A 26,439-nucleotide genomic window follows, 5' to 3' on the forward strand; every position below is an offset into this window, starting at 1 on the left:
TCCTCCGCCACACCGCCACCGCCGACGACGACCTCATCACCGACCTGCGCAACCACGTCGGCCGCACCCTCGGCCCCATCGCCAAACCCAAGCAGATCAAGGTCGTCAGCGAACTCCCCAAGACCCGCTCCGGCAAGATCATGCGACGCCTGCTGCGGGACATCGCCGAGGGCCGCGAGGTGGGCGACACCACCACGCTGGCCGACTCCTCGGTGATGAACCTGATCCAGGCCCAGCTGCCCACGACCGGCAGCGAGGGCTGATCCGAGCCGTTCCGAGAGCTCGTCACGGGGTGGCCCGGTTGCGCGCGTGTACGCGCGCAACCGGGCCACCACCCGGCACACGTCCGACCGATCGGCGAGCAGCGGACCGGTCAGCGGCTCGGCGGCCCCACCCGGGGCACCCGCCCGGGGTACCTGCTCCGGGCCCGCTCCTGAGCCAGCCCGCGCGCGGCGCTCGGTGAGCCGCCCGGGTGAACTTCCTTCGCGAGGACGGTCGACTGTCCGCCACCGCCACCAGCCCGACCCGGGCCACCAGGGCCGACCCTGCGCCAGTGGAGGATCCCCGGGCCGAGCCCGCATGGCGGACCAGCGCAGCCGCCGCCCCGCACCGACAGTTGGTGACCTCCTGCGGCCCGGGCGGGCTGGGGTGAGCGGGGGCGGGGCGCTCGGGGTGCCCTCCGGCTCCCGTCCGGTCCCTGTCCTGCATCCGTATGAACGCGGTTCTGACTCGGAATGAGGTCCTCCGACCTGAGCTGCCGCCATACGCCTCGCCGCCATACGCGCCGCCGCCACACACACCCACAACCGCCATAAAGTATGGAAAAACGGATATCGCAGGACCAGCCCCGTAAACTGTCAACAACACATCAAGATCCCTAGAGGCGCGCCGGGAAGTCTGGTCGGCACTGCACCACCGGTGTATCCGTTCGCAGCCCCGCCCTCAGGAGGTCCCCCGCCGTGGCCACGCCGCCGCCACCCCCGGCCAAGCGCCGTCAGTTCCTCGGACTGCTTCCGCTGCCCGAGCGCCGGTTCATCACCGACGCGCTCCGCACCGAGACGGTCGGCGGTGTCCTGCTCCTGATCGCCGCCGTCGTGGCCCTCGTCTGGGCGAACGTCTGGCCGCACGCGTACGAGACGGTGAGCGAGTACACCATCGGCCCCTCCGGTCCGCTGCACCTGGACCTGAGCCTGGAGGCCTGGGCCAACGACGGACTGCTGACCATCTTCTTCTTCGTCGCCGGCATCGAGCTCAAGCGCGAGTTCGTCGCCGGCGAGCTCCGTACTCCGCGCGCCGCGATGCTGCCGGTGGTGGCGGCGATGTGCGGGGTGGTGCTGCCCGCGGTCGTCTACACCGTGGTCAACAGCGGCCCCGGCGGGCACGGCGAGGGCTGGGCCATCCCCACCGCGACCGACATCGCCTTCGCGCTCGGTGTGCTGGCCGTGGTGGGCACCCACCTGCCGTCGGCCCTGCGGGCCTTCCTGCTGACCCTCGCGGTGGTGGACGACCTGATCGCCATCCTGATCATCGCGGTGTTCTACAGCTCGGGCATCAAGTTCTGGGCGCTCGGGCTCTCGCTGGCCGGCCTGGTGCTGTTCTGGTTCCTGCACCGGCGCGGGGTCCACGGCTGGTACCTGTTCGTCCCGCTGGCGCTGGTGATCTGGGCGCTGATGCACGAGAGCGGCGTCCACGCCACGGTCGCGGGCGTGGCGATGGGCCTGCTGCTGCGTTGCCACACCGAGGGCGACGAGGAGGTCTCGCCCGGCGAGCACATCGAGCACCTGGTCCGACCGCTCTCGGCGGGCTTCGCGGTACCGGTGTTCGCGCTGTTCGCCGCCGGCGTGGTGATCTCCGTCTCGGCGCTGCGCGAGGTCTTCACCCAGGCGCTCCCGCTCGGGATCGTGCTGGGGCTGCTGGTGGGCAAGACCGTCGGCATCTTCGGCGGTACCTGGTTGGCCGCCCGGTTCACCCGGGCCGAGCTCAATCCTCAGCTGAAGTGGGCGGACCTGTTCTCGGTGGCGACGCTGGCGGGCATCGGCTTCACCGTCTCGCTGCTGATCAGCGAGCTGGCCTTCTCCGACGACCCCGTGCTGACGGACCGCGCGAAGTCCGCCGTCCTGGTCGGTTCGCTGCTGTGCGCGGTCGCCGCCACCGTGCTGCTGAAGCTGCGCAACCGGCACTACCGGCAGCTGTGCGAGGAGGAGGACCTCGACTCCGACGGCGACGGCATCCCCGACGTCTACCAGCAGGCCGACTGACCGGACGGCACCGCCCGCCGACGACAGCGGCTACGCCCGCACCCGCGCCGGCGCGGGCGGAGCTGACGGCGGCTCACCCCGTACGGGTCGACCCGCCTGGGCCAAGCGGGTCCCCATCCCCCCGAGGGCGGCCCCGGAGTGGTGCCTGACTGACCGGTAGAGGCATGATGCTGAGCTGTCGATCGAGTGATGAGCCGCGCGAGCAAGGAGAACCGCTGATGGCCTCAGGAGCCGCAGACCCAGGCAACGGCCGGGCCCCCTACGAGGGCGAGCGTTCGGTCGGGCAGCTGTTCGCCGCGGCCACCGCCGACCTGTCCGCCCTGGTGCACGACGAGATCGCCCTCGCCAAGGCGGAGATCCGGGCGGACGTCAAGCGCGGTGTCTCCGGTGGCGTCTCGCTCAGCGTGGCCGGCGTGGTGGCCCTGGCGGCCGTCCCGATGCTGAGCTTCGCCGCGGCGTACGGGCTGCAGGCGCTGGGGCTGACGCTGGGCTGGTCGTTCCTGATCGTCGCCGGCGCCTACCTGCTGCTGGCGGCGGTGCTCGGTCTGCTGGCCCTGCGTTCGTTCAAGAAGATCGAGAAGCCGCGCCGCACCATCGAGGGTGCCCAGGCGACGGCGGAGGTCCTCAAGAACGCCCGGCCGCGGCCCGCCACCAAGGAGGAGATCGACCGGGCGCTGGGCCGCATCCCGTAGCCGCACCTGGCCGCACCCTGGCCCCCGGCACGCCCGGCGGTGGGCGAAGGGCGACGGGCAGCGGGCGGCGGTTCGTGGGCTACGCGAGTGCCGGGGACGTGTCCGCAGCACGGGTATGACAGGCTCTCGGTATGCCGCTGGACCAGAAGCCCGTTCCTACGCCGCCCGCCGCCACGCCCCGGCCCGCCGAGGCCGACTGGACCGTCCGCTCGGCCGGTCCGTGGGTCCACCGCGACCTGGCCGCCAACGGGGCGCGGTTCCACATCGCCGAGGTCGGCGAAGGCCCGCTGGTCCTGCTGGTGCACGGCTGGCCGCAGTACTGGTGGGCCTGGCGGCACCAGTTGACCGCGTTGGCCGAGGCCGGGTACCGCGCGGTGGCGCTCGACCTGCGGGGCATGGGCGGTAGCGACCGGACCCCGCGCGGCTACGACCCGGGCAACCTGGCGCTGGACATCACCGGGGTGATCCGCTCGCTCGGCGAGCGCCGGGCCCATCTGGTCGGCCACGCCACCGGCGGCACGCTGGCCTGGGTGGCGGCCGTGATGCGGCCCTCGGTCATCCGGAGCCTGACGGTGGTCTCCGCCGCGCATCCCCGGCACCTGCGCCGGGCGCTGCTGACCGACCGCCGCCAGATCGCCGCCTTCGACCACGTCCTGGGCTTCCAGCGGCCGTGGATCCCGGAGCGGCAGCTGGTCGCGGACGACGGCGCCCTGGTCGCGGAGTACCTGAACGCCTGGACCGGGCCCGCCACGCTGGACCAGGAGGCGCTCACGGCCTACCGGAAGGCGATCCAGATCCCCAGCACCGCGCACTGCTCGATCGAGCCGTACCGCTGGCTGCTGCGGTCGATGGCCCGGCCCGACGGGATCCAGTTCGCCCGCCGGATGAAGAAGCCGATCACCGCCCCCACCCTGCACGTGCACGGCGCCGCCGACCCCGTGCTGCTGGCGCAGACCGCGCTCGGGGCCGGCGAGTACGTCGAGGCGCCGTACCGCTGGCGGCTGATGCCGGGCGTCGGGCACTTCCCGCACGAGGAGGCGCCGGAGGAGTTCACGGCGGAGCTCGTCAACTGGGTCGGTCAGCACAAGGACTGACGCCCGAACGGGTGATCCGCGATCCCTGACGCAGGCTCATATGACAATCGCACATGACAGATGCCCGTTCGGGACGGTTACTCCGCCCGGCCTACGGGCATCCATCCGGTATGACCTGGATGCCCGATCGTGAGCCCGCCGCGCGCCGTCACCGGCCCGGCAGCGGCTCGCAGAGCCAGTCCGAGCGGTCCCACCTCTCCGAGCGGGAGCTCGGGCCCCAGTGGCCCTACGAGGGCTCGGCACGGCCACAGCGTGCCGGCGCGCGCCGGCTGGGCATCCCGCGCATCCTCGGCCGGCGCGCCCGGTGGGTGGGCGCACGCCTGCGACGCGAGGCCTGAGGCCCGCCCGGCCCCGACCCGCTCCCGGCTCCGCCCCGAAGCCACCCCGGCGCCGCCCGCGCGCCGGACCGACGGCGCGGGCGGGGCCGTCCTCAGGTGAGCACGGTCGGCGACACCGCCGTGAACCAGAGCAGGACGAAGGTGGCGACGGTCATCAGCGGGACGAGGACCTTGGTCTCCACCCCGTTGCCGCTGCGATTGATCAGGACGAGCTCGTAGCGCTCCTCGCGCGGCCACAGCAGCGGCGCGCCCTTCTTCGTCAGGCAATCGCCGAGCAGGTGCGCGAGCGTCCCCAGCGCCACCGCGTACGGGAGCCAGCCCGGGGCACTCGGCATCCAGGTGTCCAGGCCCGCCGTGCCGAGCGCCGCCATGCCCATGACGGTGATCCACGCCGTGGGCCCGTCCCCGGGCGGGTGCAGCCGCAGGGCCCGGACGGCCAGGGCCAGCAGGAAGAAGGTCAGACCGAGGGTGAAGCTCCGCCCCAGGTACGTGATCCCGGCCCAGGCACCGGCTCCGGTGAGCGCGACGAAGAGCAGCGAGTGGGTGGCGTGCCGGTGCCCGCCGGACACCCAGCCCACCAGGCGGCAGAGCACCTTGGAGACCGGGCCGAGGAAGTTGGCGATGGTCCCGTCGTGGTGGTCCAGGTCGGGCAGCAGCGCGGCGCCGGCGCACAGCACGGTGCCCATCAGGATGTCGGCCGGCCGCAGGTGCGTGCCGAGCAGCACCGGGGGCAGGAACGGCGCGGACGCGGCGTACAGCATCGCGCCACTGACCGCGTGCGAGTGACCCATCATGACGTCCCGCTGACCTTCCGTCGGACTCCTGCGCCTCGCCCGCCCTCGTCCGCCTGAGCCGAACGGGGGCAGGCGGGGCACGCGGGGCACGCGGGGCACGCGGGGCAGCCTCAGAGCGCGCAGCCCTGGGTGTCCGCCCGCCCGGTCGCGGTGGCGCCCTGCACCGCGTCGTCGCGCACCTCGGCGGCGGTCAGCACGTACCCCGTGTCCGAGCTGTCCAGCGACTTGGCGAAGACCACCCCGTACACCTGACCGTCGGGGGTGAGCAGCGGGCCGCCGCTGTTCCCCTGGCGGACCAACGAGCGGACCGAGTACACGTCGCGCACCACCTGGCCGCGGTGGTAGATGTCCGGGCCGTTCGCCTGGATCCGGCCGCGGATCCGGGCGGGCTGGACGTTGAACGCGCCGTTCTCCGGGAAGCCGGCCACGATCGCGCTGTCGTTGGTCTTGGCCTCACCGGCGAAGGCGAGCGGCGGGGCGTTCAGCCGGGGGACGTCGAGCACCGCGATGTCCTTCTGCCAGTCGTAGCGGACCACCGTGGCGTCGTAGAGCTGGCCCGCCCCCCCGATCTGCACGGTCGGCTCGCTGACCCCGCCGACCACGTGGGCGTTGGTCATCACCCGGTGCGGGGCGAAGACGAAGCCGCTGCCCTCCAGTGACTTGCCGCAGGACGTGGCCGTCCCGACCACCTTCACCATGCTCTGGCGGGCCCGCTGGACGGCGGCACTGCCGGCCAGGGCCGGGTCCGGTGCCTCGACCTCGGTGATCGGCTCGTGCTCGAAGGGGTTGAACACCTGGGGGAACCCGCTGCGGGCCAGTTCCTTGCTGAAGTCGGAGAACCAGTTCGGCGCGTCCGCCGGGAGGACGTCCTGGACGCCGCCCAGCACCGCGGAGGTGCGGACCTGCTTGGAGACGGTGGGCAACGAGGTCCCGGCCAGGGCCGACCCGATCAGCCAGGCCACCAGCAGCATCGAGATCACGTTGACCACCGAGCCGCCGATCGCGTCCACGGTCTTGGCCCGTCTGCGGTCGATGTGGCCGCGCAGCTTCCAGCCGAAGTGCGTGGTGACGGCCTGGCCGATCGCCGCCAGCACGATCACCACCACCACCGCGACCACCGAGGCCGTGGTACCCGGTCCGATCTGTCGCAGCAGCAGGGGGAGCAGTTGCACCGCGATCAGGCCGCCGCCGAGGAAGCCGAGGACGGAGAGCACACCGACCACGAAGCCCTGCCGGTAACCGGACACGGCAAAGCCCACCGCGGCGGCGATCAGCAGTAGATCCATGACGTTCACCCGGCTACCCTCCCATGCCCCCGGCGCGCGGAGGGCACACTCACGCCCGCTCGCCCGCTCGGCCCACCCAGCGGGCACGGCCTGCACCACACTGGCAACGTCTCGACAGAGAACCGTCACATCGCGACACCGCTCCGACACCGCAGGGACTCCGGGAGGCAGGCATGTGGGACGCCAGCAGCGCAGTGGAGGCCGAGTGGCTTCCCCCGCTCGACATCCCCGAGCCCGGGCCGCAGAACCGGTTCACCGTGTTCCTCCGCGCCCTGCTGGCGCTGCCCCAGATCATCGTCGTCTGGTTCCTGAGCATTGCCGCCTTCGTGGTCGTGGTGATCGGCTGGTTCGGTGCGCTGTTCCTCGGTCGGCTACCCGAATTCGCCGCCCGGTACCTGGCGCTGTACGTCGCGTACGACACCCGGGTCGAGGGCTACCTGATGCTGCTCGTCGACCGCTACCCGCCGTTCGAGTTCGAGCCGGCGAAGTACCCGGTGCGGATCGAGCTCCGGCCCGGCCCCCTCAACCGGCTGGCGGTGTTCTTCCGGCTGCTGCTGGTGATCCCCGCCGCGATCGTGCAGAACCTGCTGGTCACCGGCTGGTGGGTGGTGGCCTTCTTCAGCTGGCTGGTGGTCCTGGTGCTGGGGCGGATGCCGCGGCCCCTGTTCGAGGCGACGGCGGCCGTCCTGCGGTACCGGATGCGGTTCGGGGCGTACCTGCTGATGCTGACGCCGGCGTACCCGAAGCGGGTGTTCGGCGACCCGGAGCCGCTGGCCGAGCCGCCGCTGCCGCCCGCGGGTGCCTGGCCCGGGACCACGGCGGGGGCGCCCGCCGCACCGGCCCCGGGCATGCCCGCCCAGGGGACGCCTCCCGAGGGGACGGCCGCCCCCGGTCCGGTGGCCGGGGCCGTCGGGGCGGACGCCGCCGGAGCGGGTGCGCTGGGCGCCTCAGGCATCGCGGGGGCGTCGGCGACCAGGCCGCTGGTGGTCAGCGGCGCCGGGAAGGCACTGCTGGTGCTGTTCCTGGTGGCCGGCCTCGCCTCGTCCATCGCCAGCTCGGTCACCCGCAACTACGACTCCGACGACTACTACGCGACGGCGCCGGCGTTCGGCGGCCAGGCGTCGGGCGGGCCCGCGGACGTACCCGGCGGGACGACCCGGGACGGATGACGACGGGCGGCGGCGGACGGCCCCGGGCACCCGCCCGGGCCGCTCACCCTCGCTCGCCGAACCCCCGCCCGGCCAGCCCGAGCGCCTCGTCCGAGAGCGGGATCATGCGCCCGGTGTCCCAGGGCCGCGCCAGGCCGCTGTAGTGCAGCACCCGGTCGATCACCCCGGCGGTGAAGCCCCAGACCAGGCGGCCGGCCACGTCGAAGACCGGCCCGGTGAAGCCGGACGGGTGCTTGGTCCTGGCCCGGTTGGCCGGATCGGTGAGGTCGGCCAGCGGTACCCGGAAGACCGCGCCCGTCTCGGCCAGGTCGACCGGCGCGACCGGGGTCTCCCGCCGCCACCACCCCAGCACCGGTGTCACCACGAAATCGCTCACCGGGATGAAGAGAGCGGGCAGGGTCGCGAAGACCTGGACGCCCGACGGGTCGAGACCGGTCTCCTCCGCGGCCTCCCGGAGCGCCGCCGCCACCGGCCCCGGACCGTCCGGGTCCCCGTCCTCCGGGTCGAGCGCCCCGCCGGGGAAGGACGGCTGACCGGCGTGCGAGCGCAGCGAGCGGGCCCGCTCGATCAGCAGCAGGTCCGGTCCGAGCGGCCCCTCCCCGAACAGCATCAGCACGGCCGACGGCCGCCCGCCCTCGGCCGGCGGCAGGAACCGGCTCAACTGCTCCGGCCGCACCGTCTCGGCCGCCTCCCGCACCGGCAGCAGCCAGTCCGGCAACCCGTCCCGTTCGATCGACACCGTCATGCCGCCCCCTCCGGATCAGCGGCGTCGCCGGGCTCGCCGTTCCCGCCGCCCGCGCGCGGGGCGGGCTGCCCCGGGTAGTCCGCCGGCGGCCGCAACCGCTGCCCGGGCTGGCCGCCCAGTTCGTACTTGAGCAGCTTGCGGGCCTTCTCCGGGTCGGTCTCGCCCGCGCCGTACGACGGGCAGAGCGAGGCGATCGGGCAGGCACCGCAGGCCGGCTTGCGGGAGTGGCAGACCCGGCGGCCGTGGAAGACCACCCGGTGCGAGAGCATCGTCCACTCCGACTTCGGGAAGATCTCGGCGACGACCGCCTCGACCTTCACCGGGTCCTCCTCGTCCGTCCAGCCGAAGCGCCGGGCGAGCCGGCCGAAGTGGGTGTCGACGGTGATCCCGGGGACCCCGAAGGCGTTGCCGAGCACGACGTTCGCGGTCTTGCGCCCGACCCCCGGCAGGGTGACCAGGTCCGCCAGCCGGCCCGGCACCTCACCGTCGAAGCGGTCCCGGAGCGCGGCCGCCAGCCCGATCAGCGACCTGGCCTTGGCCCGGAAGAAGCCGGTCGGCCGGATGATCTCCTCCAGCTCCTCCGGCACCGCCACCGCCATGTCCTCCGGCGTCGGGTACTTCGCGAACAGCGCCGGCGTGGTCTGGTTCACCCGCAGGTCGGTCGTCTGGGCGGACAGCACCGTCGCCACCAGCAGTTCGAACGGCGACTCGAAGTCCAGCTCCGGGTGGGCGTACGGGTACAGCTCCGCCAGCGCCCGGTTGATCTTCCGCGCCCGTCGCACCATCGCCAGCTTCGACTCCGGCTTCTTCGGCTTCGCGACCCGCTGCACCGCGGGCGCCGCCTTCCGGACCTTGCTCTCTGCCATGCACGCAGGCTACGCCGAGCGGGTCGCCCTCCGTGGTCGGTTCCGCCGGTCCGGGCCGAGCCGCCCGCCGGGCCCGCCCGGAGACGGGAGGCGGCCCGCGGAGGGCACCCGGGGACCCGCGCCGAGCCCCGAACGGAGCCCCTCCGGGGGCGTTCCGAGGGCGTTCCGACCCCACGGACGGGTCCGCCCAGGTGCGGCCGCACCGTGCGGATGGGTACAAATGGCCCCGTACGGTGTCCAGCAGGTCACCCCCTCCTCATATGATCGGAGTGACATGCGTCATCCTTGGTGGTGAGTAGCACTGCCCAGACACCAGCAGGAGGAAGCTCGTGGACGACGTTCTGCGGCGCGCCGCGCTCTTCGCGGCACTCGACGACGACCAGGCTGCCGAGCTGCGGGCTTCCATGACCGAGGTGACCCTCGCCCGCGGTGAGTCGCTGTTCCACGAAGGCGACCCGGGCGACCGGCTGTACGTCGTGGTCGAGGGCAAGGTGAAGCTGCACCGTGCGTCCCCCGACGGCCGCGAGAACATGCTCGCCGTACTCGGCCCCAGCGAGATGATCGGCGAGCTGTCGCTGTTCGACCCGGGCCCGCGGACCGCCACCGCCACCGCACTGACCGAGGTGAAGCTGCTCGGCCTCGGCCACGGCGACCTCCTCCCGCTGCTGCACGCCCGCCCCGAGGTGTCGATCGCGCTGCTGCGCGCCATCGCCCGCCGGCTGCGCCGCACCAACGACGTGATGTCCGACCTGGTGTTCTCGGACGTCCCCGGGCGCGTGGCCAAGGCCCTGCTCGACCTCTCCCGCCGCTTCGGGGTGCCGTCCGACGAGGGCATCCACGTCGCCCACGACCTCACGCAGGAGGAGCTGGCCCAACTGGTCGGCGCCTCCCGCGAGACGGTCAACAAGGCGCTGGCGGACTTCGCCGGCCGCGGCTGGCTGAAGCTGGAGGCCCGCGCGGTGGTCCTGATGGACGTCGAACGGCTGTCGCGCCGCTCGCGCTGACACCCCGCGCTGACACCCCGCGCTGACGACGCGTGTACCGAGGGCCCGTGGGACAGCTCCCACGGGCCCTCGGGCGATCCCGGCTCCTCCGGCGATCCCGCCGCTTCGGGCGATCCGGAGGGAGTTCCCGGTCCTCGCCGCCGCCGGCCGCCTCAGCCGGCCGGCTGGGCTGACGGGGCTGACGGAGCCGACGGCCTCAGATCAGGCCGTGGTCCTCCAGGTATCCGAGCTGGGCCCGCACCGAGAGCTCGGCGGCCGGCCACAGCGCCGGATCCACGTCCGCGTAGACCCGGGCCACCACCTCGGCGGGAGTCCGGCAGCCGGCCTCCACCGCCGTCTCGACCTGGGCCAGCCGGTTGGCGCGGTGCGCCAGGTAGTAGTCGACGGCGCCCAGCGCGTCCGCGAGCACCGGGCCGTGCCCGGGCAGCACGGTGCGCACGCCGTGTTCGGCGGCCATGGTGTGCAGGCGGCGCAGCGAGTCCAGGTAGTCACCGAGCCGGCCGTCGGGGTGCGCGACCATCGTGGTGCCCCGGCCGAGGACGGTGTCGCCGGTCAGGATCGCGCCGTCGGCGGGCAGGTGGAAGGTCAGCGAGTCCGAGGTGTGGCCGGGGGTGCCGACCACCCGGATCTCCAGACCGCCGACGTCGAGCACCTGGCCATGGTGCAGCCCCTCGTCACCGAGCCGGTGCGCCGGGTCCAGGGCGAGCACCCGGCTGCCGGTGAGTTCGGCGAAGCGGGCCGCGCCCTCGGCGTGGTCGTGGTGGCCGTGCGTCAGCAGGGTCCGCGTGATGCGCTTGCCCTGCCGTTCGGCGGCCTCGACGACCCGCCGCAGGTGCCCCTCGTCCAGCGGGCCCGGGTCGACGACCGCCGCGCGGTCGGAGCCGGGCTCGGACAGCAGCCAGGTGTTGGTGCCGTCCAGTGTCATCGGGGAGGGGTTGGGCGCCAGCACGCACAGCGCCCGGGGGGTGGCCCCACCGCCGACCGTGGCGGCGGGGTCACCCGGGAGGAGACCGCTCACTGGCCGCCCTCGGTTCCGCGGTCCACGTCCGCGCTGCGGCGGAAGAGGCTCCGGGCCGGCAGCGGTCGCGTCAGCGCACGCGGGGCGTACACGTCGTACGCGGCGGTGGTGCCGCGCCGGTTTCGGGGCGTCAGGCTTCGGGCGGGCATGGCGTGCGCCGTCCGGCGAGCCACGTCATTGTGGATCATCGGCCGAGTTCCTTCCGTCTACGGTGACCCGGCCTGAACCGGGCCCCTCTCCAACTCCCGGCACCGCTATGCCGGGCGGTTCCTCACTCCCGGCACCGCTATGCCGGGAATTCCCCATCGATGGTCAGCTCTTCATACCCAGACCATCGCACCGTCATTCGATCGCCCGCCACCTCGGCCTGCCCCAGGACGGGGCTGATGACGCGGTGCTCCGCCGCCGCGAGCGCCTCGGCCGCGGAACCGGCCGGAAGCAGCTCGCGCAGGACGGTCACGGTGGGCGGAAGCATGCCGATCCGGCCCGCCTCGTAGCCCTCGACCGCCTCGGTGGGCGACAGCCAGGCGACCTCGTCGGCCTCGCCGACGTGGGCGGCGGCGTCCTGCCCGGCGGGCATGGCGGCGACGAAGAACCAGGTGTCGAAGCGGCGCTCCTCGAAGGCCGGGGTGGTCCAGCGGGCCCAGGCGCCCAGCAGGTCGCTGCGCAGCACCAGTCCGTGCTTGCTCAGGAACTCGCCGAAGGACAGCTCGTGGGCCTCCAGGGCCGCCCGCTCGACACTCCAGTCCCGGGGCTCGGCCATCGTCTCGGCGTCCGGTCCGGCCAGCAGGACGCCGGCCTCCTCGAAGGTCTCCCGGACGGCCGCGCAGACCACCGCCTGGGCGGCGCTCACGTCGGTCCCGAGCCGCTGCGCCCACTCGGCGGGCGTCGGCCCGGCCCAGCGCAGGTCGGCCTCCGCGTCGCGCGGGTCGACCCCGCCGCCGGGGTAGGCGTACATGCCGCCCGCGAACGCCATCGACGTACGCCGCCGCAGCAGGTACGCCTGCGGTCCGGCGCCCGCGGCGGAGCCGCCGTCGCGCAGCAGCACCACGGTGGCCGACGGCTTCGGCGTCGCCGGCGTCAGCTCACCGGCCGCGAGCGCGCGGATCCGCGCAGGCCAGGACGGCGGCATCGGGAGCGACCCTGCTCGATGATCCATGCCCGGATGCTAGACGCGCGGGGCCCGGGTTGGACAGACCCGACCCCGGCCCCGCGCGGAAATCGCAGATGCGGACGGGTCAGCCGGCGGCGCGGACCCGCACCTGGAACTCGATCTCGACCGGGGCGTCCAGCGGCAGCACCGAGACGCCGACCGCGCTGCGCGCGTGCACGCCGGCCTCGCCGAGCACCTGGCCGAGCAGCTCGCTGGCACCGTTGATCACGCCGGGCTGGCCGGTGAAGTCGGGGGCGGAGGCCACGAAGCCGACCACCTTGACGACCTGCTCGATCAGGTCCAGGTCGCCGATCACGGACTTCACGGCGGCCAGGCCGTTGAGGGCGCAGGTCTGCGCGAGCGCCTTGGCCTCCTCGGCGGTGACCTCGGCGCCGACCTTGCCGGTGATCGCGAGCTTGCCCGCCACCATCGGCAGCTGGCCGGCGGTCAGCACGTGGTCGCCGGACCGCACCGCCGGAACGTACGCGGCGACCGGTGCCGCGACGGCGGGCAGGGTGAGCCCGAGCTCGGCCAGCCTGTCCTCGACCTTGCTCATCAGCTCTTCTCCCGCTTCAGGTAGGCAACCAGCTGCTCGGGGTTGTTCGGCCCGGGCACGACCTGGACGAGCTCCCAGCCGTCCTCGCCCCAGGTGTCCAGGATCTGCTTGGTCGCGTGCACGAGCAGCGGCACGGTGACGTATTCCCACTTGGTCATGGAGGTGACTCTAGCCGCCGGCGCGGGTGTGAGGTGGGACACAGAGGGGGCATCAATCCGGGCGCCCGTCCGGATGCTCCCGTCATCGACGGCGCGCGCTGGTTACGCTCACGGGGAGGGCACCAGGCGGTGCCGGTCGACGGACGGACGGAGACGGAGCGTGGCGAGCACCCCCGGCCCCGAGGAGCGCGCCCCGGACTGGGAGGGCGTGCGGCTGCACGTCGTCAGCGGCAAGGGCGGCACCGGGAAGACCACGCTGGCGGCCGCGCTCGCCCTGGCGCTCGCGGCCGAGGGGGGCCGCACGCTGCTGATCGAGGTCGAGGGCCGGCAGGGCATCGCCGAGCTGTTCGGCATCGCCGCGCTGCCGTACGAGGAGCGCAAGGTCGCCACCGTCAGCCGGGCCAGGCTGGGGCTGCCCGCCGAGCCCGGCGGCAGGCCGGGCGAGCTGTACGCGCTGGCGATCGACACCGAGCAGGCGCTGCTGGAGTACCTGGAGATGTTCTACAAGCTCGGCCGGGCCGGCAAGGCCCTGCAGAAGGTCGGCTTCGTGGACTTCGCGACCACGGTCGCCCCGGGCGTGCGCGACGTCCTGCTCACCGGCAAGGCCTGCGAGGCGGCCCGCCGCAAGCGGCCGGACGGCCTGCGGGCGTACGACGCGATCGTCATGGACGCCCCGCCGACCGGCCGGATCACCCGGTTCCTGAACGTCAACTCCGAGGTCGCCGGGCTGGCCAGGTTCGGCCCGATACACACTCAGGCGCAGGCCGTGATGCGGGTGTTGAAGTCGCCGGAGACGGCGGTGCACTTCGTCACGCTGCTGGAGGAGATGCCGGTGCAGGAGACGGTGGACGGGATCACCGACCTCCGGGAGGCACAGCTGCCGCTGGGCGGGGTGATGGTCAACATGGTCCGCCCGCCGCTGCTGGACGCGGCCGCGGTGGCGGCGGTGCACGGCGACCACCGCGAGGAGGTGGCGCAGGCGCTGGGCGAGGCCGGCCTGGGCGGCCGGTCGCGCAAGCCGGAGACCGTCCGGGCGGCCGTCGAGCCGCTGCTGGACCCCCTGCTCGAACAGGCCAGGGAGCACGCCGAGCGGGTGGAACTGGAACGCGACCAGCGGGCCGACCTGCAGCAGTTGGAGCTGCCGACGTACGAGCTGCCGCTGCTCGGCGAAGGTGTGGACCTCGGTGGGCTGTACCGGCTCGCGAGCGAACTCAAGCGGCAGGGGGCGGCATGACGACCCGGTTGGAGATCGACGCGCTGATCGACGACCCGAAGACCCGGATCGTCGTCTGCTGCGGCTCGGGCGGGGTCGGCAAGACCACCACCGCCGCGGCGATCGGCCTGCGGGCCGCCGAGCGCGGCCGCAAGGCCGTGGTGCTGACCATCGACCCGGCCCGGCGGCTGGCCCAGTCGATGGGCCTGACCGAGCTGGACAACACCCCGCGCCTGGTCAAGGACGTCGACGGCCCCGGTGAGCTGCAGGCCATGATGCTCGACATGAAGCGGACCTTCGACGAGGTCGTGCTGGCCCACGCCGACCCGGAGCGGGCCAGGGCGATCCTGGAGAACCCCTTCTACCAGTCGCTGTCCGCCGGTTTCGCCGGCACCCAGGAGTACATGGCGATGGAGAAGCTCGGCCAGCTGCGCGCGGCCGAGCGCTGGGACCTGATCGTGGTGGACACCCCGCCGTCCCGCTCCGCGCTGGACTTCCTGGACGCGCCCGGCCGGCTCGGCTCGTTCCTGGACGGGCGGGTGATCCGGATGCTCACCGCCCCGGCCAAGGTCGGCGGCCGCAGTGCGATGAAGTTCCTCAACGTCGGGATGGGCCTGCTCACGGGCACCCTGGGGAAGATCTTCGGCGCCCAGCTGCTGACCGACATCCAGACCTTCGTCAGCGCGATGGACTCGATGTTCGGCGGCTTCCGCGAGCGGGCCGACCGGACGTACCAACTGCTCAAGGCGCCGGGCACGGCCTTCCTGGTGGTCGCCGCGCCGGAGCGGGACGCGCTGCGCGAGGCCGCGTACTTCGTCGACCGGCTGGCCGCCGACGAGATGCCGCTGGCGGGGCTGGTGCTCAACCGGGTGCACTCCACCGGGGCCGCGCAGCTGACCGCCGAACGGGCGCTGGCCGCCGCCGAGGCCCTGGAGGAGAACGGCTCGCAGACCGCCACGGTGCAGGCGGAGACCCTGGCTGCGGGCCTGCTGCGGCTGCACGCGGAGCGGATGCAGATCATGAACCGGGAACGCCGGACCAGGGACCGGTTCGTCTCGGTCTACCCGGACGTTCCCATGGTGGAGGTGCCGGCGCTGGCCGGTGACGTGCACGACCTGGCCGGACTGCGCACCATCGGCGAACGCCTCGGCACCCCGGCGGCCTCGGGCACGGCGAAGCGGTGAAGCGGTGAACACGGCGACGGTGAAAGCTGCAGCAGTGAACGCTGCGGCAGTGGACGGCGCGACGGTCGGTGGCGCGACGGTGAACCGACCACGGTGAACGGCGTGATCGGGCGGAACTCGGAACGCAGCCCGGGCAGCAGACCCCCTCTGGTGCACCGGGCGGGACACGGGCACCGGCCGGACCGGTACCTGTCGCTCGCCGCCCCCACACCTGCCGACTGCCCGTCAGCATCCCTGCGGTCGATGGCGGGAGGAGCTCAGCCCGCCTGTGCGTAGTCGCGCAGGATCACGCCCGTGGCCAGCGACTCCTCGTACTCCGCCCGGGCTGTCTCCAGCAGCCTGCGCCAGGAGCCCACGGTGGGACGGCGCCGCAGCAGCGCCCTGCGCTCCCGCTCGGTCATCCCTCCCCAGACGCCGAACTCGACCCGGTTGTCGAGCGCATCGGCCAGGCACTCGGTGCGAACGGGGCATCCGCTGCACACGGCCTTGGCGCGATTCTGCGCGGCCCCCTGTACGAACAATTCATCCGGATCGCTCGTGCGGCAGGCCGCCAGTGCGCTCCAGTCGTCTACCCAGCCCATGCTGGCGCCGTCCTCTCCCGAATCGGGGCTCCCCCACGGCGGCAACGGCATATTCACCGCTGCCAGTTGAGGACGTTACGGAAGAACCGCACTCCGCAACAGCCCCTTCGGGCTCAATCTCAAATGACCCAATCGGACTATGGGTACCCGATACCTCACTCGTTGGAGTGATCGCAGGTCGAAGGCCTTGCCGACACTCCCGAGACAACTATCGTCACGCTGCGCTACGAGAAATGGACGGATACCCGGGCATCATTGGGCGCAAAAGGCGCTAAATCGGGCAAAGCTCATCACTCACAAGAGTGGTGATGATGAACAGAGCGAAGCTGTCGCAGTCTTGTGACAAGCCTAGGCGAACACCTGCCCCCATGGTGGGGAATCCGGCACGTAGTGTTCTCCCATGGCACCTCAGCGAACCTCGGGATCAGCGCTCGACAAGGCGAGCCTCGGAGTCAAGTTCCTGGGCGGCAGCGTGCTCGCCGGCGTCCTGGTCGCCGGCATGGCCCTGCCCGCCGTCGGCGCGCTCGGACTCACGGCCAAGGACACGGCGGACAGCTTCGACAACATCCCCGCCGACTTCAAGACGCCCACCCTCTCCCAGGCGTCGACGATCTACGACGCCAAGGGCGGCCTGATCGCCAAGGTCTACGACCGGGACCGCACGATCCTGACCGCCGAGCAGATGGCGCCGATCATGCGCAAGGCCCAGGTGGACATCGAGGACAGCCGGTTCTACGAGCACGGCGCCGTCGACCTCAAGGGCGTGCTGCGGGCGATCACCAAGAACGCCGAGGCCGGCTCCGCCACCCAGGGCGCGTCCACGCTGACCCAGCAGTACGTGAAGAACGTCTTCGTCGAGCAGGCCGGCGACGACCAGCAGGCGTTCCTCGAGGCGACCAAGAAGAGCCTGGGCCGCAAGATCCAGGAGCTGAAGTACGCCATCAAGCTGGAGGAGGACCTGAGCAAGGATCAGATCCTCACCAACTACCTCAACATCACCTTCTACGGCCACCAGGCGTACGGCATCGAGGCCGCCGCCAACCGCTACTTCAGCAAGAGCGCCAAGGACCTGACCATCCCCGAGGCCGCGATGCTGGCCGGGCTGGTGCAGAACCCCACGGCCTACGACCCGATCCTGCACCCGCAGGCCGCGCAGACCAGGCGCAACACGGTCATCGCCAAGCTGCTGGAGTACAAGCACATCTCGCCGGAGGAGGCCAAGGCCGCCACCGAGTCCGCGCTCGGGATCAAGTACCGCGAGCCGCTGAACGGCTGCATCACCGCGCAGGCCGGAATGGGCTTCTTCTGCGACTACGTGCGCCGCGTGGTCAAGCAGGACCCGGTGTTCGGCAAGACCGCCACCGACCGGCAGAAGCTGTGGAGCCAGGGCGGCCTGAAGATCAACACCACCATCGACCCGGACAAGCAGGCCGCCGCCTACAACGCGGTGACCAAGAAGGTCTACGCGACCGACTCGGTCTCGGCCGCGGCCACCATGGTCAAGCCCGGCACCGGCGAGATCCTGGCGATGGCGCAGACCCGGCCGTACGGCCTGGACGGCAAGCAGAACCAGACCGTGCTCAACCTCAACGTGGACGCCGCGATGGGCGGCGGCAACGGCTTCTCCCCCGGCTCGACCTTCAAGCCGATCCTGGCCGCGGCCGCCCTGGAGTCGGGCGTCCCGATCACCCAGGAGTTCCCCTCCCCGCACGACATGGACTACCCGTCCATGAGCACCTGCGAGGGCACCTGGAAGAACAGCACCCGCAACGCGGCCACCGTGGAGAACGAGTCGCCCACCGAGATCGGGCCGTTCTCGCTCAAGGACGCGATGGCGAAGTCGGTCAACACCTACTTCGTGCAGATGGAGCAGCAGGTCGGCCTCTGCCCGATGAAGCAGATGGCGGACAAGCTCGGCATCAAGAACAAGGCCAACGGCAAGCCGATGGAGCAGGTCCCCTCCATGGTGCTCGGCACCCAGGAGGTCAGCCCGCTGACCATGGCCAACGTCTACGCGACCTTCGCCGCCCGCGGCCTGTACTGCAGCCCCGTCGCGATCAGCTCGATGGTCGCCGCCGACGGCAAGAAGCTCGAGGTGCCGAAGCCCAACTGCACCCAGGCGATGTCCCAGTCCACCGCGGACGGCGTCACCACCCTGCTGCTGGGCGTGACCGAGAAGGGCACCGGCTCCTCGCTCGGCCTCGACGGCGGCCGCCCGATCGCCGGCAAGACCGGTACCACCGACAACCGGTACGCCGCCTGGTTCACCGGCTTCACCCCGGAGCTGTCCACCTCGGTCTGGCTCGGCGGCCCCACCGGCAACGTCTCGATGAAGAACATCAAGATCGGCGGCCACCCGTTCAGCGCGGTCTACGGCGCCGACGGCCCCGGCCCGATCTGGCAGATGGCGATGAACGACGCGCTGGACGGCACGCCGAGGTCGAACTTCCACACGGTCAACATCCCGGTGCCGGTGACCCCGACCCCCACCGACGGCGCCACCCCGCCGTCCGGGGACGCCGCCAACGGCGGCAACAACAACGGGGGCAACAACGGCGGCGGTCTGATCAACGGCGGCTTCACCTTCCCGCCGATCGGCACCGACGGAGGCATCGGCGGCGCCAACGGCGGGAACGGTGGCAACGGCGGAGGCCGGCACCACTGACCCCGGCGAGGCGCTCCGCGCCCGCAGGACGACCGACGCCCGAGGGCGGTCCCCGACCCACGGGGACCGCCCTCGGGCGTGTCCGGCACACACCGGCGGGCCGTCCGGGCCCCGGCACCGGCCCCCACCGACCCCGGCACCGGCCCCCGCCGGCTCGGAGCGGCGCAGCCGGGTCAGCCCGCCAGCGCGGCCTTCACCGCGGCGGCCACCCGGCCGCCCTCGGCCCGGTCACCGACCTTGGGGCGCACCAGCTTCATCACCGCGCCCATCGCCTGCGGGCCGGTGGCACCGGCAGCGGCCACCGCCTCGGCCACGATCGCGGTCAGCTCCTCGTCCGAGAGCTGCTGCGGCAGGTAGTGCGCCAGCACCTCGCCCTCGGCGCGCTCCCGGGCCGCCGACTCGGTCCGGCCGGCCTGCTCGAAGGCCTCCGCCGCCTCCCGGCGCTTCTTGGCCTCCCGGACCACCAGCTGGAGCACCTCGCTGTCGGAGAGGTCCCGCTTCGTCTTGCCGGCCACCTCCTCCGAGGTGACGGCCGACAGTGTCAGCCGAATGGTGGAGGAGCGCAGCTCGTCCCGGGCCCTGATCGCAGCCGTCAGGTCCTCCTGCAGCTGCTGCTTAAGCGTCGTCATGCCGACGAGTCTCGCACCTGACCGGCACCGACGCCCCTGATTAAGGCCTGCCCCGGACGTCGCGGGGCCCGCCCACGGGCCGAACCCCGGCGGCCGGGCACTCGCCGGGGGTGTCACGGCAGCTCATCCACGTCCTCCGCGACCACCTGCGCGTTCGGACCCTGATCTCCCGTCTGAGAGCATGGACCGATGCGACCGCTGTACTCCGTCCCGCTCGGAATCGCCGCCACCGGCGCCGCCTGCCTCGCCTACGCCGCCGGGTACGAGGTCCGCTCGTTCCGGCTGCGCCGGGTGGAGGTCCCGATCCTGCCGCGCGGCGCCCGGCCCCTCCGGGTGCTCCAGCTCTCCGACATCCACATGGTCGCCGGACAGGGCAAGAAGCAGCGCTGGCTGCAGAGCCTGGCCGGGCTCCGGCCCGACCTGGTGGTGAACACCGGCGACAACCTCTCCGACCCGCTCGGCGTACCCGCCACCCTCGACGCGCTCGGCCCGCTGATGGACTTCCCGGGCGTCTACGTCTTCGGCTCCAACGACTACTACGGGCCGGCCCGCAAGAGCCCGACCCGCTACCTCAGCGCCCTGCGCAGCGGCATCCACGGCCTCAACAACCCGGACGGCACCAGTCGACGGGGCATCACCGGAGCCGTCCACAACCCGTGGCAGAAGCTGCGCGACGGCTTCGACGCGGCCGGCTGGCTGAACCTCAACAACGCCCGCGGCCGGCTGACCCTGGCAGGCCTCGACGTCGAGTTCACCGGCCTGGACGACCCGCACATCCGGCACGACCGGTACGAGGAGGTGGCCGGCGGGCCCTCCCCCGACGCCGACCTCTCGCTGGCCGTGGTGCACGCCCCGTACCTGCGGGTGCTGGACGCCTTCACCGCCGACCGGTACCCGCTGATACTGGCCGGACACACCCACGGCGGACAGCTCTGCATCCCCTTCTACGGCGCCCTGGTCACCAACTGCGACCTGGACACCGACCGGGTGAAGGGCCTGTCCGCCCACCGCGCCGGCGGCCACCGCTCGTACCTGCACGTCTCGGCCGGCTGCGGCACCAACCGCTACACCCCGGTCCGCTTCGCCTGCCCGCCGGAGGCCACCCTGCTCACCCTGACCCCCCGGCGCTGACCTGCGACGGAGCCCTCCGGGGAATCGGATTTCGTCTCTCGGCGCACGTCCGGTAGAGTTCTACTCGTTGCGCCGGAGACGGAAGCAACAACAGCAGGACCGGGGTGTGGCGCAGCTTGGTAGCGCGCTTCGTTCGGGACGAAGAGGCCGTGGGTTCAAATCCCGCCACCCCGACCCAGTAAGACCAGCTCAGGGCCGGTCTCCCGCAAGGGAGACCGGCCCTGACTGGCTTTCCGGGGCCTCTCGGGAGAATCCTGGGAGAAACCCCGTCCCGGAGGCTCTCCGCTGAGGTCTACTGACCCGCCCTCAGCAAGGTATCGAGCGTGCTCACCGGCGAGCCCGGCGACATCTCCCGACGCACCGCGAGGGATTCCGCCCACACCCGGGTGAGGTCGTCCATCAGGGTGCGGCGCATCTCGGCGGTGACGTGCGAGTAGCGGGCCTGGACGGATCCGTCCTCGTGGCCCATCCGCTCGTCCTTGAGCTTCGGTGGGGTGCCGAACTCGTCCATCATCGTCTTGTGCGTGTGCCGCAGGCCGTGCGGTGTCAGGCCGCGGGCGATCGGCAGCCAGGATGCCTCCGTGCGCCCGGAGGCGCCACGTCCGCGGGCCGGGATCCCTGGCCATGGGTCGGCCAGCAGTGGCACCGGGTGCTCCTCCTTGCTCCCGCGCTTCGGGTATCGGCCCGTCGCCGCCGGCTGGAACAGCCAGGTGGCGAAGCCGCTGCGCCGCCAGTGTGCCGCGTTCTCCCCGGTCGGCCAGTACCGGATGTAGCCGAGCTCGGTGATCGCCTTCTCGACCCGGTCACGGGTATCAGGGGCGACGGCATGGGGCCGGTTCAGGACGTTGGAGACGGTGCCGGTGGAGACCCCCGCGAACCGGGCGACGTCCACCAGCTTGGCGCCCGGCCGCCGGGCAGCGCCGTTCGCCGCACCGTGCCCGCTGAAGAGGTACCGCAGGCCGTGGCAGTCACACGGCTTGTCACTGGCCCGGCCCGCCTGCCCTGTCAACAGCGCGGAGAGGAAGGGTGGGGTGTCGACCGTCCGATAGGAGTCGTCCTTGGGCGGGCACCGGTGCAGTTCGCCCGTGTCCAGCTCGTACAGCTGCCACTCCACCCGGACGGCCGCCGGCCGGACGAACTCACGCTCCAGCCCGACGATCTCGCCCCATCGCAGGCCCGTATAGCCCTTGAGCAGGACGGCGGCGAACTCGTCCTCCCGCCCCGACAGCAGCGCGGTCCGCTCGGCAATCAGCAGGATGCCGAGCGCTGAGGTGACCACCTTCTCCGGCCCCCGGTTGCGTGAGCGCCCGGCGCGCTTGCCACGGCCCCGGCGGCGGGTCGCGGGGTTGGAGTCGCGCAGCCCTTCCTCCACAGCGTCTTCGAGGATCAGGTGCAGCGTGCCCCGCCACGTCTTGATGCTGCTGGGCTTGTATCCCCGGCCACGCTCCTTGCGCTCCCAAGCGTCGATCTCGCCCTTGCTGATCTCGTCCGTCAAAGCGTCCTCGAACTCGGGGAGCAAGTGCTCCTCAATGTGGCGCCGGTAGTTCTGCATGGTCGAGGCGGCAAGGTCCTGCCGCTCGTACCAGGCACTCGCGTACTCGCCGAACGTCATCCGCTCGGCCACCGGTTCGGCCGGGCGCTGGGCAGCGGCTTCCTGAGTCTTCCGTTCGGTGTCTTCGGCCACAGCGGCGGCCTTCTCGGCAGCGCGCTTGGTCTTGAAGCGGATGGTCTTGCCGCTCGCGTCGGAGACGGTCCCGTACTTGCCGGGCCCGATCTTGTAACGGCCGCGCCAGTAGTCGCCGCGGTTCTCGGCGTATCCCACGGTGTATCCCCCTCGGGGTCAGCCCCGCCCTGATGTGGGCACCAGGGCGGGGCAGGTGTCACGCGGCGTTCTGCTGCTGGTCGAGGTTGGCGGCCACCCGGCGCGGCAGCCGAGCCCGGAGGCGGACCGACGGGGCCGGGAGCGACGCCTTGGCAGCCGGAGCAGGTGCCGCACGCACGGGCGGTCGAGCGACGGCCGGTTCGGGGCGCCACTCGTACAGGCGGACGATCTCGGCGATGTGCTCGGAGGTGAATCGGTAGGCCCGACCAGGCTTCGTGAACGGGATGCGACCGCGGCGAGCCTGCTCCTTGACCCACCACTCGGACTTTCCGAGCACCCTGGCTACGTCGGCCGGCCGGAAGAGAGCCGGCGGCCGGTCACGGCTCGTTGGCAAGTTCTGCCCTCTCATCTCTGGAGGTCCGCTACCGCCGCTACTCCGCTACCGGGCAGGTGGGAGGGGGTGTGGCGGTAGCGGATGCGGTAGCGGTAGCGGATTAGTGGGTCAGCCGACGGTGATGAGCTCGGTGGACGCGGTGGAGGTGGCGGGCGGCGGGCTATCCGCTACCGCTACCGGTTCCGCTACCGGAAACAGGGCCCTGACCTGCGCGGTAGCGGGAGTAGCGGTGGTAGCGGACGTTTCGGGAACGGGCTGGCAGTAGCGGGCCCAGGCGTCGGTCAGGTCGGCGGCGTAGTAGCCCTTGGCGACGGCGGTTCCGATCTTGATGTTGCGGGGGCGGATGGGGTCGTTGGCGGCGGTGACGTAGTCGCCAAGCATCTTGGAGAGGCTGCGGGTGTTGAGGGGGCGGCTGTCGAGGTCGGCCCAGGGGGCGTCGTCCATGCTGGTGAGGCGTTCGATGATGGTGGCGCTGGTGAGCCGTTCGGCGCCGTTGAAGACGTCGCGCAGGTCGGCGAGCAGGCGGATGCCGACGGAGCCCTTGTCGTTGGCCTTGGCGGCGTGGACGAGTTCGAGGCAGGCGGCGCGGGCCCTGGTGGGCCAGTGGCCGCCGGCGGCGTCGGCGACGGCGAGCAGGGGTTCCCAGACGTCGGCGGGCCGGTCGGTGACGCCGTCGGGCAGCTCGGGCCAGGCGCCCTCGATCCGTTCGCGGACGGTGTCGGCCCAGGCGGCGAGCCGGTCGCGCAGCGCGTGCCCCTCGGGCTCGTTGATCCGCTGCCGGAACGGCTCGACCGTCTCGTTGGGTGCGCGGCGGCGCATCCGGACGATGACGGACCGGCTCATGATGGTGTCGGGCAGGTCGCCGAGTCCGCCCATGGCGAGGGCGGCGTAGACGGGGAACTTCCGCACGACGTGGTTGTCGCCGTCCCGGACAGCGCGAATGACGCCGCCGGTGCGGCGGTAGCCGGCGTTGATGAGGCCGCGCAGTTCCTCGTTGCCGCCGGCGGCGGCGCCGAAGACGGTGTCGATCTCGTCGAACAGCACCGTCGGGCGGGCGTCCCCGTCGGAGACGGAGCGGAACAGCGCGGACTGGCTGATGTCCACGGTGACCAGCGGCCTCGGGACCAGGGTCTCCACGATCTCAAGCGCGCGGGTCTTGCCGCTGGCGGGCTCCGGGGAGAGGAACGCCAGGCGCGGGGTGGCCTCGAAGGAGTCCATCAGGTGCGCGTGGGCGTCCCACAGGACGACGGCGACGTAGGCGGCTTCGCTGGGGAACACGTTGAAGCGGCGGTGGTGGGCCTCGACGGCGTCCAGCAGGGCGGCGCCGTCCTCGGGCGGGGTGTCGTTGGCGAGCGGGGTGGGATCGGTCATGCTGGGGTCTCCTGGTTCCGTGAGGGACTCGGGTTCGGGGCGGCCGGTCATCTTTGGCGAGAGCGGCGGCCGCCCCTGGCTGAGCTAGGCCGCCGGGTACCGAGCGCCGGCGGCGGGGTGGGGTTCGGTGGTGCGGAGGGTCGGGGCGGTCACTCGGCCTCCCGCCGGGGCCGGTCCCTGTCGGAGAAGCGCTTCTCCGGGAGGGACGAGGGGTGGTGGTTGCTCATGCGGCCCGCCCAGCGTGGTTGCCTCCGCGGGTCAGGCCCTTGGCGATGGTGCGGCGGCACTCCGCCTCCCCGAGACCCGCCTTCTGACCGGCGGCCAGAAGGGCGTCGGTGGCGTCCCCTTCGGGGAGGGTGCCCGCGGCGACCAGGCGGCCGAGGGCGGCGGCGGACGCGAACAGGGTGTGGTTGCGCACGCCCTCCCCGGCCGCCTCGACCTTCTGTGCCTCGCCGCGGACGGCGGCCTGTGTGTAGGCGGTGAGACGGCCGATCCGCGCCCGGATCTCCGCGGTGTCGAGCCGGGCGACCGGCGGGGCCTTCGGGGTGAGTAGGACGGCCAGCCAGCCGGGCAGCGGCATGGGCGGCACGTCGCGGACGATGGTGTAGGGACGGCCGTTGACGGTGCTGCCAGCGGCGACGACGTACCCGCCGTCGGCGCGGGTGTCGACCTTCCACCCGAGGCCGTTGCCGCGATCGCCCGTGGTGTTGCGCAAGGGCAGGCCGGGCGGGGCGGTGAAGTACAGGTGCCGGCCGCCGCGGCCGGTCCGCACGGTGTAGGTGTCGTAGTCGCCGGGCTGCCCGTGGTCCTCGCACAGCGCGGCGAACACGTCGTACCCGTCGGTGATGCCTCGCCCGGCCCACTGCTCGGGGGGCAGGTCGCCGGGGTGCTTGGCGGTGTCGAGGTCGATCACGACCAGGCGGGAGGGGCCGGTGGCCACGCCGATCCCGTACGGGCCGTGCGCCCACGCGCGCCGCAGGATGTCGGGGTCGGTGGTAGCGCGCTGCTGCCATCCGTTGTGCCCGTTGGTGCAGGGCCCGGTGCGGGGGCAGTCGTCCTCGGCGTGCAGGGCCGGGTACTTGCTGTTCGGGGCGAGCGGGAAGACGTACCAGCCGCGGCCGGTGGCGCCCAGCGCAGATGCCAGCAGGTCGGTGATGCTCATGGCCTGGCCGGTGATGGTCTGGGTCATCGGGCACCGCCGGTCAGCTCGTTGACCAGGTGGGCGTGCGCGTTGACGATCTCGACCAGCACCCGCATGGCCTGCTTGGCGTCGCGGGTCATCGCCCGGCCCGGGGCGGCGGTGGTCGGGGTGGTCAGCCGCTCGGTGGCCACCGGGATCAGCAGGGTGGCGGTGGTCAGCAGCGCGGGCCGGTCGGTCTGCTCGGGCGCCTCCAGGGCCAGCCACCGCCGGTCCGCCCACGGGTCGTGCTCGGCTTGCCAGTCCAGGACCCGGGCGGGCCGGCGGGTGAGGGCGTGGTGGCGGAGCGGAACCGTGATCCGCAGGGCGAGCCGGTAGTCGTCCGAGACCGTCGTGGTCAGGTCGGTGAGGTCGGGGCGGATGCGGACGTAGCCGGGGTACATGATCGGGCTGGTGGCGACCATCCACGCGACGGACGCGAACGCCACCGGGGTGAGGGGCTGGTCGTCGTCGTGGAGCAGGTGGGCGTGCTGGGCGAGGTAGGCGCCGTAGCGGGAGTGGCCGTCGGAGGCGCGGGACTTGTCGTACGCGTCGTCCACGTAGGCGAGCGTGCGGGGGCCGAACTCGGGCATGCTGGTGTCCTTCGGTCTCGTGAAAGCGGGAGCGGATCGCCCCGCAGCAGCCGGTCATCACCCGGCAAGGTCGTCCGGCTGCTGCGGGGTTTTGTGCTGTCCGGGGCCGGTGGCCCGGGGGTTCAGTGGTTGCGGTTGGTCATGCTGACGTGCACGTTGACCGCGCCCCGCCCACCCGAACCGCTGTTGTTCTTGAGCAGCCAAGCGAGGGCAAGGACGGCGGCGAGCAGGCCGAGGCCGGTGGCGGCCTGGGCGACGGCTTGCAGCATGTAGCCGACGCCGAGGCCGGCCGCGCCGGTGCCGACGCCACCGGCGAGCAACCGAACGGGCCACGGGTCACGCTCGGGCGTGGTGTTGAGGACCGGCATCGGGCTGTGGAGCTGCCCGACGGCCGGAGCTTGCTGGTGTGTCAGGTGCGGGTGCGGTGCGGGCTGGTACGGGATGAGCGGCGCGGCGGTGGTCGGGCCGGGGAGGTAGTAGGGCTGGCCGTCGGCGGTGTAGAGCACCGCCGGGGTGTGCTGCTGGTGCTGGTTCATGGCGGTGCTCTC

At 72.4% G+C, this 26,439-nt stretch carries 26 protein-coding genes, 1 tRNA gene and 1 pseudogene; 11 read left to right on the forward strand and 17 right to left on the reverse strand.

The window, feature by feature from the left end; genetic code table 11:
- From ACIOFR_RS31045 to ACIOFR_RS31060, 4 genes and pseudogenes are all read left to right on the forward strand, one after another.
- Positions 1 to 263 (forward strand): annotated as a pseudogene (locus ACIOFR_RS31045) (acetyl-coenzyme A synthetase); the annotation flags it as partial.
- Positions 264 to 959: 696 nt separating this feature from the next.
- Entirely contained in the window at positions 960 to 2,258 is a 1,299-nt protein-coding gene (nhaA, locus tag ACIOFR_RS31050; RefSeq protein WP_401002565.1) for a Na+/H+ antiporter NhaA, read from the forward strand.
- Between the two features lie 218 nt (positions 2,259 to 2,476).
- The gene (locus ACIOFR_RS31055; RefSeq protein WP_401002566.1) at positions 2,477 to 2,950 is read left to right on the forward strand and encodes a phage holin family protein; all 474 of its coding nucleotides are present in this window, start codon (positions 2,477 to 2,479) and stop codon (positions 2,948 to 2,950) included.
- A 131-nt stretch (positions 2,951 to 3,081) separates the two neighbouring features.
- On the forward strand, positions 3,082 to 4,044 hold the full coding sequence (locus ACIOFR_RS31060) for an alpha/beta fold hydrolase (RefSeq protein WP_401002567.1): 963 nt from the start codon (positions 3,082 to 3,084) through the stop codon (positions 4,042 to 4,044).
- A 430-nt stretch (positions 4,045 to 4,474) separates the two neighbouring features.
- Here the strand turns inward: ACIOFR_RS31060 and ACIOFR_RS31065 are convergent, their stop codons facing one another.
- Both ACIOFR_RS31065 and ACIOFR_RS31070 read right to left on the reverse strand, forming a co-directional pair.
- A complete protein-coding gene (locus ACIOFR_RS31065; RefSeq protein WP_401002568.1) occupies positions 4,475 to 5,176 on the reverse strand; it encodes a metal-dependent hydrolase in 702 nt (233 codons plus the stop codon).
- 110 nt (positions 5,177 to 5,286) lie between these two features.
- Positions 5,287 to 6,471 carry a MarP family serine protease gene (locus ACIOFR_RS31070; RefSeq protein ID WP_401002569.1) on the reverse strand — a complete coding sequence of 395 codons (1,185 nt, stop codon included), beginning with the start codon at positions 6,469 to 6,471 and terminating at the stop codon, positions 5,287 to 5,289.
- A gap of 164 nt (positions 6,472 to 6,635) precedes the next feature.
- Here ACIOFR_RS31070 and ACIOFR_RS31075 point away from each other — a divergent pair, with 164 nt between their 5' ends.
- Positions 6,636 to 7,631: a DUF4389 domain-containing protein gene (locus tag ACIOFR_RS31075; protein WP_401002570.1), complete on the forward strand. Its 996-nt coding sequence runs from the start codon at positions 6,636 to 6,638 to the stop codon at positions 7,629 to 7,631.
- Between the two features lie 43 nt (positions 7,632 to 7,674).
- On the opposite strand, the gene ACIOFR_RS31080 is transcribed toward ACIOFR_RS31075, so the two are convergent.
- Both ACIOFR_RS31080 and nth read right to left on the reverse strand, forming a co-directional pair.
- A complete protein-coding gene (locus ACIOFR_RS31080; protein WP_401002571.1) occupies positions 7,675 to 8,376 on the reverse strand; it encodes an NUDIX hydrolase in 702 nt (233 codons plus the stop codon).
- Positions 8,373 to 9,242, reverse strand: a complete 870-nt coding sequence (nth, locus tag ACIOFR_RS31085) for an endonuclease III (RefSeq protein WP_401002572.1) — start codon at positions 9,240 to 9,242, stop codon at positions 8,373 to 8,375. Before nth ends, ACIOFR_RS31080 begins: the two co-directional genes overlap by 4 nt.
- Before the next feature lie 329 nt (positions 9,243 to 9,571).
- Here nth and ACIOFR_RS31090 point away from each other — a divergent pair, with 329 nt between their 5' ends.
- The gene (locus tag ACIOFR_RS31090) at positions 9,572 to 10,246 is read left to right on the forward strand and encodes a Crp/Fnr family transcriptional regulator (RefSeq protein ID WP_033818547.1); all 675 of its coding nucleotides are present in this window, start codon (positions 9,572 to 9,574) and stop codon (positions 10,244 to 10,246) included.
- Positions 10,247 to 10,442: 196 nt separating this feature from the next.
- Here the strand turns inward: ACIOFR_RS31090 and ACIOFR_RS31095 are convergent, their stop codons facing one another.
- The 5 genes from ACIOFR_RS31095 to ACIOFR_RS31115 form a co-directional block, all read right to left on the reverse strand.
- Positions 10,443 to 11,264 (reverse strand): MBL fold metallo-hydrolase, encoded by an 822-nt coding sequence (locus ACIOFR_RS31095; protein ID WP_401002573.1) that lies wholly within the window; start codon positions 11,262 to 11,264, stop codon positions 10,443 to 10,445.
- The gene (locus ACIOFR_RS31100) at positions 11,261 to 11,452 is read right to left on the reverse strand and encodes a hypothetical protein (RefSeq protein ID WP_401002574.1); all 192 of its coding nucleotides are present in this window, start codon (positions 11,450 to 11,452) and stop codon (positions 11,261 to 11,263) included. The genes ACIOFR_RS31095 and ACIOFR_RS31100 overlap by 4 nt, the downstream gene beginning before the upstream one ends.
- Positions 11,453 to 11,550: 98 nt before the next feature.
- Positions 11,551 to 12,423 carry an NUDIX hydrolase gene (locus ACIOFR_RS31105; RefSeq protein WP_401002575.1) on the reverse strand — a complete coding sequence of 291 codons (873 nt, stop codon included), beginning with the start codon at positions 12,421 to 12,423 and terminating at the stop codon, positions 11,551 to 11,553.
- Between the two features lie 79 nt (positions 12,424 to 12,502).
- Positions 12,503 to 12,973, reverse strand: a complete 471-nt coding sequence (locus ACIOFR_RS31110) for a RidA family protein (RefSeq protein WP_401002576.1) — start codon at positions 12,971 to 12,973, stop codon at positions 12,503 to 12,505.
- Positions 12,973 to 13,131, reverse strand: coding sequence for a DUF4177 domain-containing protein (locus ACIOFR_RS31115; protein WP_095874066.1), 159 nt, complete (start codon positions 13,129 to 13,131; stop codon positions 12,973 to 12,975). The genes ACIOFR_RS31110 and ACIOFR_RS31115 overlap by 1 nt, the downstream gene beginning before the upstream one ends.
- A gap of 160 nt (positions 13,132 to 13,291) precedes the next feature.
- Here ACIOFR_RS31115 and ACIOFR_RS31120 point away from each other — a divergent pair, with 160 nt between their 5' ends.
- Both ACIOFR_RS31120 and ACIOFR_RS31125 read left to right on the forward strand, forming a co-directional pair.
- On the forward strand, positions 13,292 to 14,365 hold the full coding sequence (locus ACIOFR_RS31120) for an ArsA-related P-loop ATPase (RefSeq protein WP_401002577.1): 1,074 nt from the start codon (positions 13,292 to 13,294) through the stop codon (positions 14,363 to 14,365).
- Entirely contained in the window at positions 14,362 to 15,528 is a 1,167-nt protein-coding gene (locus ACIOFR_RS31125) for an ArsA family ATPase (RefSeq protein ID WP_401002578.1), read from the forward strand. Before ACIOFR_RS31120 ends, ACIOFR_RS31125 begins: the two co-directional genes overlap by 4 nt.
- A 257-nt stretch (positions 15,529 to 15,785) precedes the next feature.
- On the opposite strand, the gene ACIOFR_RS31130 is transcribed toward ACIOFR_RS31125, so the two are convergent.
- The gene (locus ACIOFR_RS31130; protein ID WP_371503354.1) at positions 15,786 to 16,160 is read right to left on the reverse strand and encodes a WhiB family transcriptional regulator; all 375 of its coding nucleotides are present in this window, start codon (positions 16,158 to 16,160) and stop codon (positions 15,786 to 15,788) included.
- 349 nt (positions 16,161 to 16,509) lie between these two features.
- On the opposite strand from ACIOFR_RS31130, the gene ACIOFR_RS31135 reads away from it, so the two are divergent.
- Positions 16,510 to 18,774 carry a transglycosylase domain-containing protein gene (locus ACIOFR_RS31135; RefSeq protein WP_401002579.1) on the forward strand — a complete coding sequence of 755 codons (2,265 nt, stop codon included), beginning with the start codon at positions 16,510 to 16,512 and terminating at the stop codon, positions 18,772 to 18,774.
- Between the two features lie 173 nt (positions 18,775 to 18,947).
- Here the strand turns inward: ACIOFR_RS31135 and ACIOFR_RS31140 are convergent, their stop codons facing one another.
- Positions 18,948 to 19,403 carry a GatB/YqeY domain-containing protein gene (locus ACIOFR_RS31140; protein WP_401002580.1) on the reverse strand — a complete coding sequence of 152 codons (456 nt, stop codon included), beginning with the start codon at positions 19,401 to 19,403 and terminating at the stop codon, positions 18,948 to 18,950.
- A gap of 189 nt (positions 19,404 to 19,592) precedes the next feature.
- Here ACIOFR_RS31140 and ACIOFR_RS31145 point away from each other — a divergent pair, with 189 nt between their 5' ends.
- Both ACIOFR_RS31145 and ACIOFR_RS31150 read left to right on the forward strand, forming a co-directional pair.
- The gene (locus tag ACIOFR_RS31145; protein WP_401002581.1) at positions 19,593 to 20,534 is read left to right on the forward strand and encodes a metallophosphoesterase; all 942 of its coding nucleotides are present in this window, start codon (positions 19,593 to 19,595) and stop codon (positions 20,532 to 20,534) included.
- A gap of 100 nt (positions 20,535 to 20,634) precedes the next feature.
- Positions 20,635 to 20,708: transfer RNA gene (locus tag ACIOFR_RS31150), tRNA-Pro, on the forward strand.
- Positions 20,709 to 20,826: 118 nt separating this feature from the next.
- Here the strand turns inward: ACIOFR_RS31150 and ACIOFR_RS31155 are convergent.
- From ACIOFR_RS31155 to ACIOFR_RS31180, 6 genes are all read right to left on the reverse strand, one after another.
- Positions 20,827 to 22,356, reverse strand: coding sequence for a tyrosine-type recombinase/integrase (locus ACIOFR_RS31155; RefSeq protein WP_401002582.1), 1,530 nt, complete (start codon positions 22,354 to 22,356; stop codon positions 20,827 to 20,829).
- 58 nt (positions 22,357 to 22,414) lie between these two features.
- Positions 22,415 to 22,765 (reverse strand): helix-turn-helix domain-containing protein, encoded by a 351-nt coding sequence (locus ACIOFR_RS31160; RefSeq protein WP_401002583.1) that lies wholly within the window; start codon positions 22,763 to 22,765, stop codon positions 22,415 to 22,417.
- Between the two features lie 93 nt (positions 22,766 to 22,858).
- Complete coding sequence (locus ACIOFR_RS31165) at positions 22,859 to 24,121, reverse strand: DUF3631 domain-containing protein (protein ID WP_401002584.1); 1,263 nt, start codon at positions 24,119 to 24,121, stop codon at positions 22,859 to 22,861.
- A 223-nt stretch (positions 24,122 to 24,344) separates the two neighbouring features.
- Entirely contained in the window at positions 24,345 to 25,310 is a 966-nt protein-coding gene (locus ACIOFR_RS31170; RefSeq protein WP_401002585.1) for a bifunctional DNA primase/polymerase, read from the reverse strand.
- Positions 25,307 to 25,891 (reverse strand): hypothetical protein, encoded by a 585-nt coding sequence (locus ACIOFR_RS31175; protein WP_401002586.1) that lies wholly within the window; start codon positions 25,889 to 25,891, stop codon positions 25,307 to 25,309. Before ACIOFR_RS31175 ends, ACIOFR_RS31170 begins: the two co-directional genes overlap by 4 nt.
- A gap of 122 nt (positions 25,892 to 26,013) precedes the next feature.
- Positions 26,014 to 26,427, reverse strand: coding sequence for a hypothetical protein (locus tag ACIOFR_RS31180; protein ID WP_401002587.1), 414 nt, complete (start codon positions 26,425 to 26,427; stop codon positions 26,014 to 26,016).
- Between the last annotated feature and the right edge of the window lie 12 nt (positions 26,428 to 26,439).

It is taken from the genome of Kitasatospora sp. NPDC088346 (genome assembly GCF_044740765.1).
Classification (GTDB): Bacteria; Actinomycetota; Actinomycetes; order Streptomycetales; family Streptomycetaceae; genus Kitasatospora.

Excerpts from the sequence above, each read along its gene's own strand:
- ACIOFR_RS31055 (WP_401002566.1), top strand. The coding sequence starts at position 2,477 with ATGGCCTCAGGAGCCGCAGACCCAGGCAACGGCCGGGCCCCCTACGAG.
- ACIOFR_RS31060 (WP_401002567.1), top strand. The coding sequence starts at position 3,082 with ATGCCGCTGGACCAGAAGCCCGTTCCTACGCCGCCCGCCGCCACGCCC.
- ACIOFR_RS31065 (WP_401002568.1), bottom strand. The coding sequence starts at position 5,176 with ATGATGGGTCACTCGCACGCGGTCAGTGGCGCGATGCTGTACGCCGCG.
- ACIOFR_RS31075 (WP_401002570.1), top strand. The coding sequence starts at position 6,636 with ATGTGGGACGCCAGCAGCGCAGTGGAGGCCGAGTGGCTTCCCCCGCTC.
- ACIOFR_RS31080 (WP_401002571.1), bottom strand. The coding sequence starts at position 8,376 with ATGACGGTGTCGATCGAACGGGACGGGTTGCCGGACTGGCTGCTGCCG.
- nth (WP_401002572.1), bottom strand. The coding sequence starts at position 9,242 with ATGGCAGAGAGCAAGGTCCGGAAGGCGGCGCCCGCGGTGCAGCGGGTC.
- ACIOFR_RS31100 (WP_401002574.1), bottom strand. The coding sequence starts at position 11,452 with ATGATCCACAATGACGTGGCTCGCCGGACGGCGCACGCCATGCCCGCC.
- ACIOFR_RS31105 (WP_401002575.1), bottom strand. The coding sequence starts at position 12,423 with ATGGATCATCGAGCAGGGTCGCTCCCGATGCCGCCGTCCTGGCCTGCG.
- ACIOFR_RS31110 (WP_401002576.1), bottom strand. The coding sequence starts at position 12,973 with ATGAGCAAGGTCGAGGACAGGCTGGCCGAGCTCGGGCTCACCCTGCCC.
- ACIOFR_RS31115 (WP_095874066.1), bottom strand. The coding sequence starts at position 13,131 with ATGACCAAGTGGGAATACGTCACCGTGCCGCTGCTCGTGCACGCGACC.
- ACIOFR_RS31125 (WP_401002578.1), top strand. The coding sequence starts at position 14,362 with ATGACGACCCGGTTGGAGATCGACGCGCTGATCGACGACCCGAAGACC.
- ACIOFR_RS31130 (WP_371503354.1), bottom strand. The coding sequence starts at position 16,160 with ATGCCGTTGCCGCCGTGGGGGAGCCCCGATTCGGGAGAGGACGGCGCC.
- ACIOFR_RS31135 (WP_401002579.1), top strand. The coding sequence starts at position 16,510 with ATGGCACCTCAGCGAACCTCGGGATCAGCGCTCGACAAGGCGAGCCTC.
- ACIOFR_RS31140 (WP_401002580.1), bottom strand. The coding sequence starts at position 19,403 with ATGACGACGCTTAAGCAGCAGCTGCAGGAGGACCTGACGGCTGCGATC.
- ACIOFR_RS31145 (WP_401002581.1), top strand. The coding sequence starts at position 19,593 with ATGCGACCGCTGTACTCCGTCCCGCTCGGAATCGCCGCCACCGGCGCC.
- ACIOFR_RS31160 (WP_401002583.1), bottom strand. The coding sequence starts at position 22,765 with ATGAGAGGGCAGAACTTGCCAACGAGCCGTGACCGGCCGCCGGCTCTC.
- ACIOFR_RS31165 (WP_401002584.1), bottom strand. The coding sequence starts at position 24,121 with ATGACCGATCCCACCCCGCTCGCCAACGACACCCCGCCCGAGGACGGC.
- ACIOFR_RS31170 (WP_401002585.1), bottom strand. The coding sequence starts at position 25,310 with ATGACCCAGACCATCACCGGCCAGGCCATGAGCATCACCGACCTGCTG.
- ACIOFR_RS31175 (WP_401002586.1), bottom strand. The coding sequence starts at position 25,891 with ATGCCCGAGTTCGGCCCCCGCACGCTCGCCTACGTGGACGACGCGTAC.
- ACIOFR_RS31180 (WP_401002587.1), bottom strand. The coding sequence starts at position 26,427 with ATGAACCAGCACCAGCAGCACACCCCGGCGGTGCTCTACACCGCCGAC.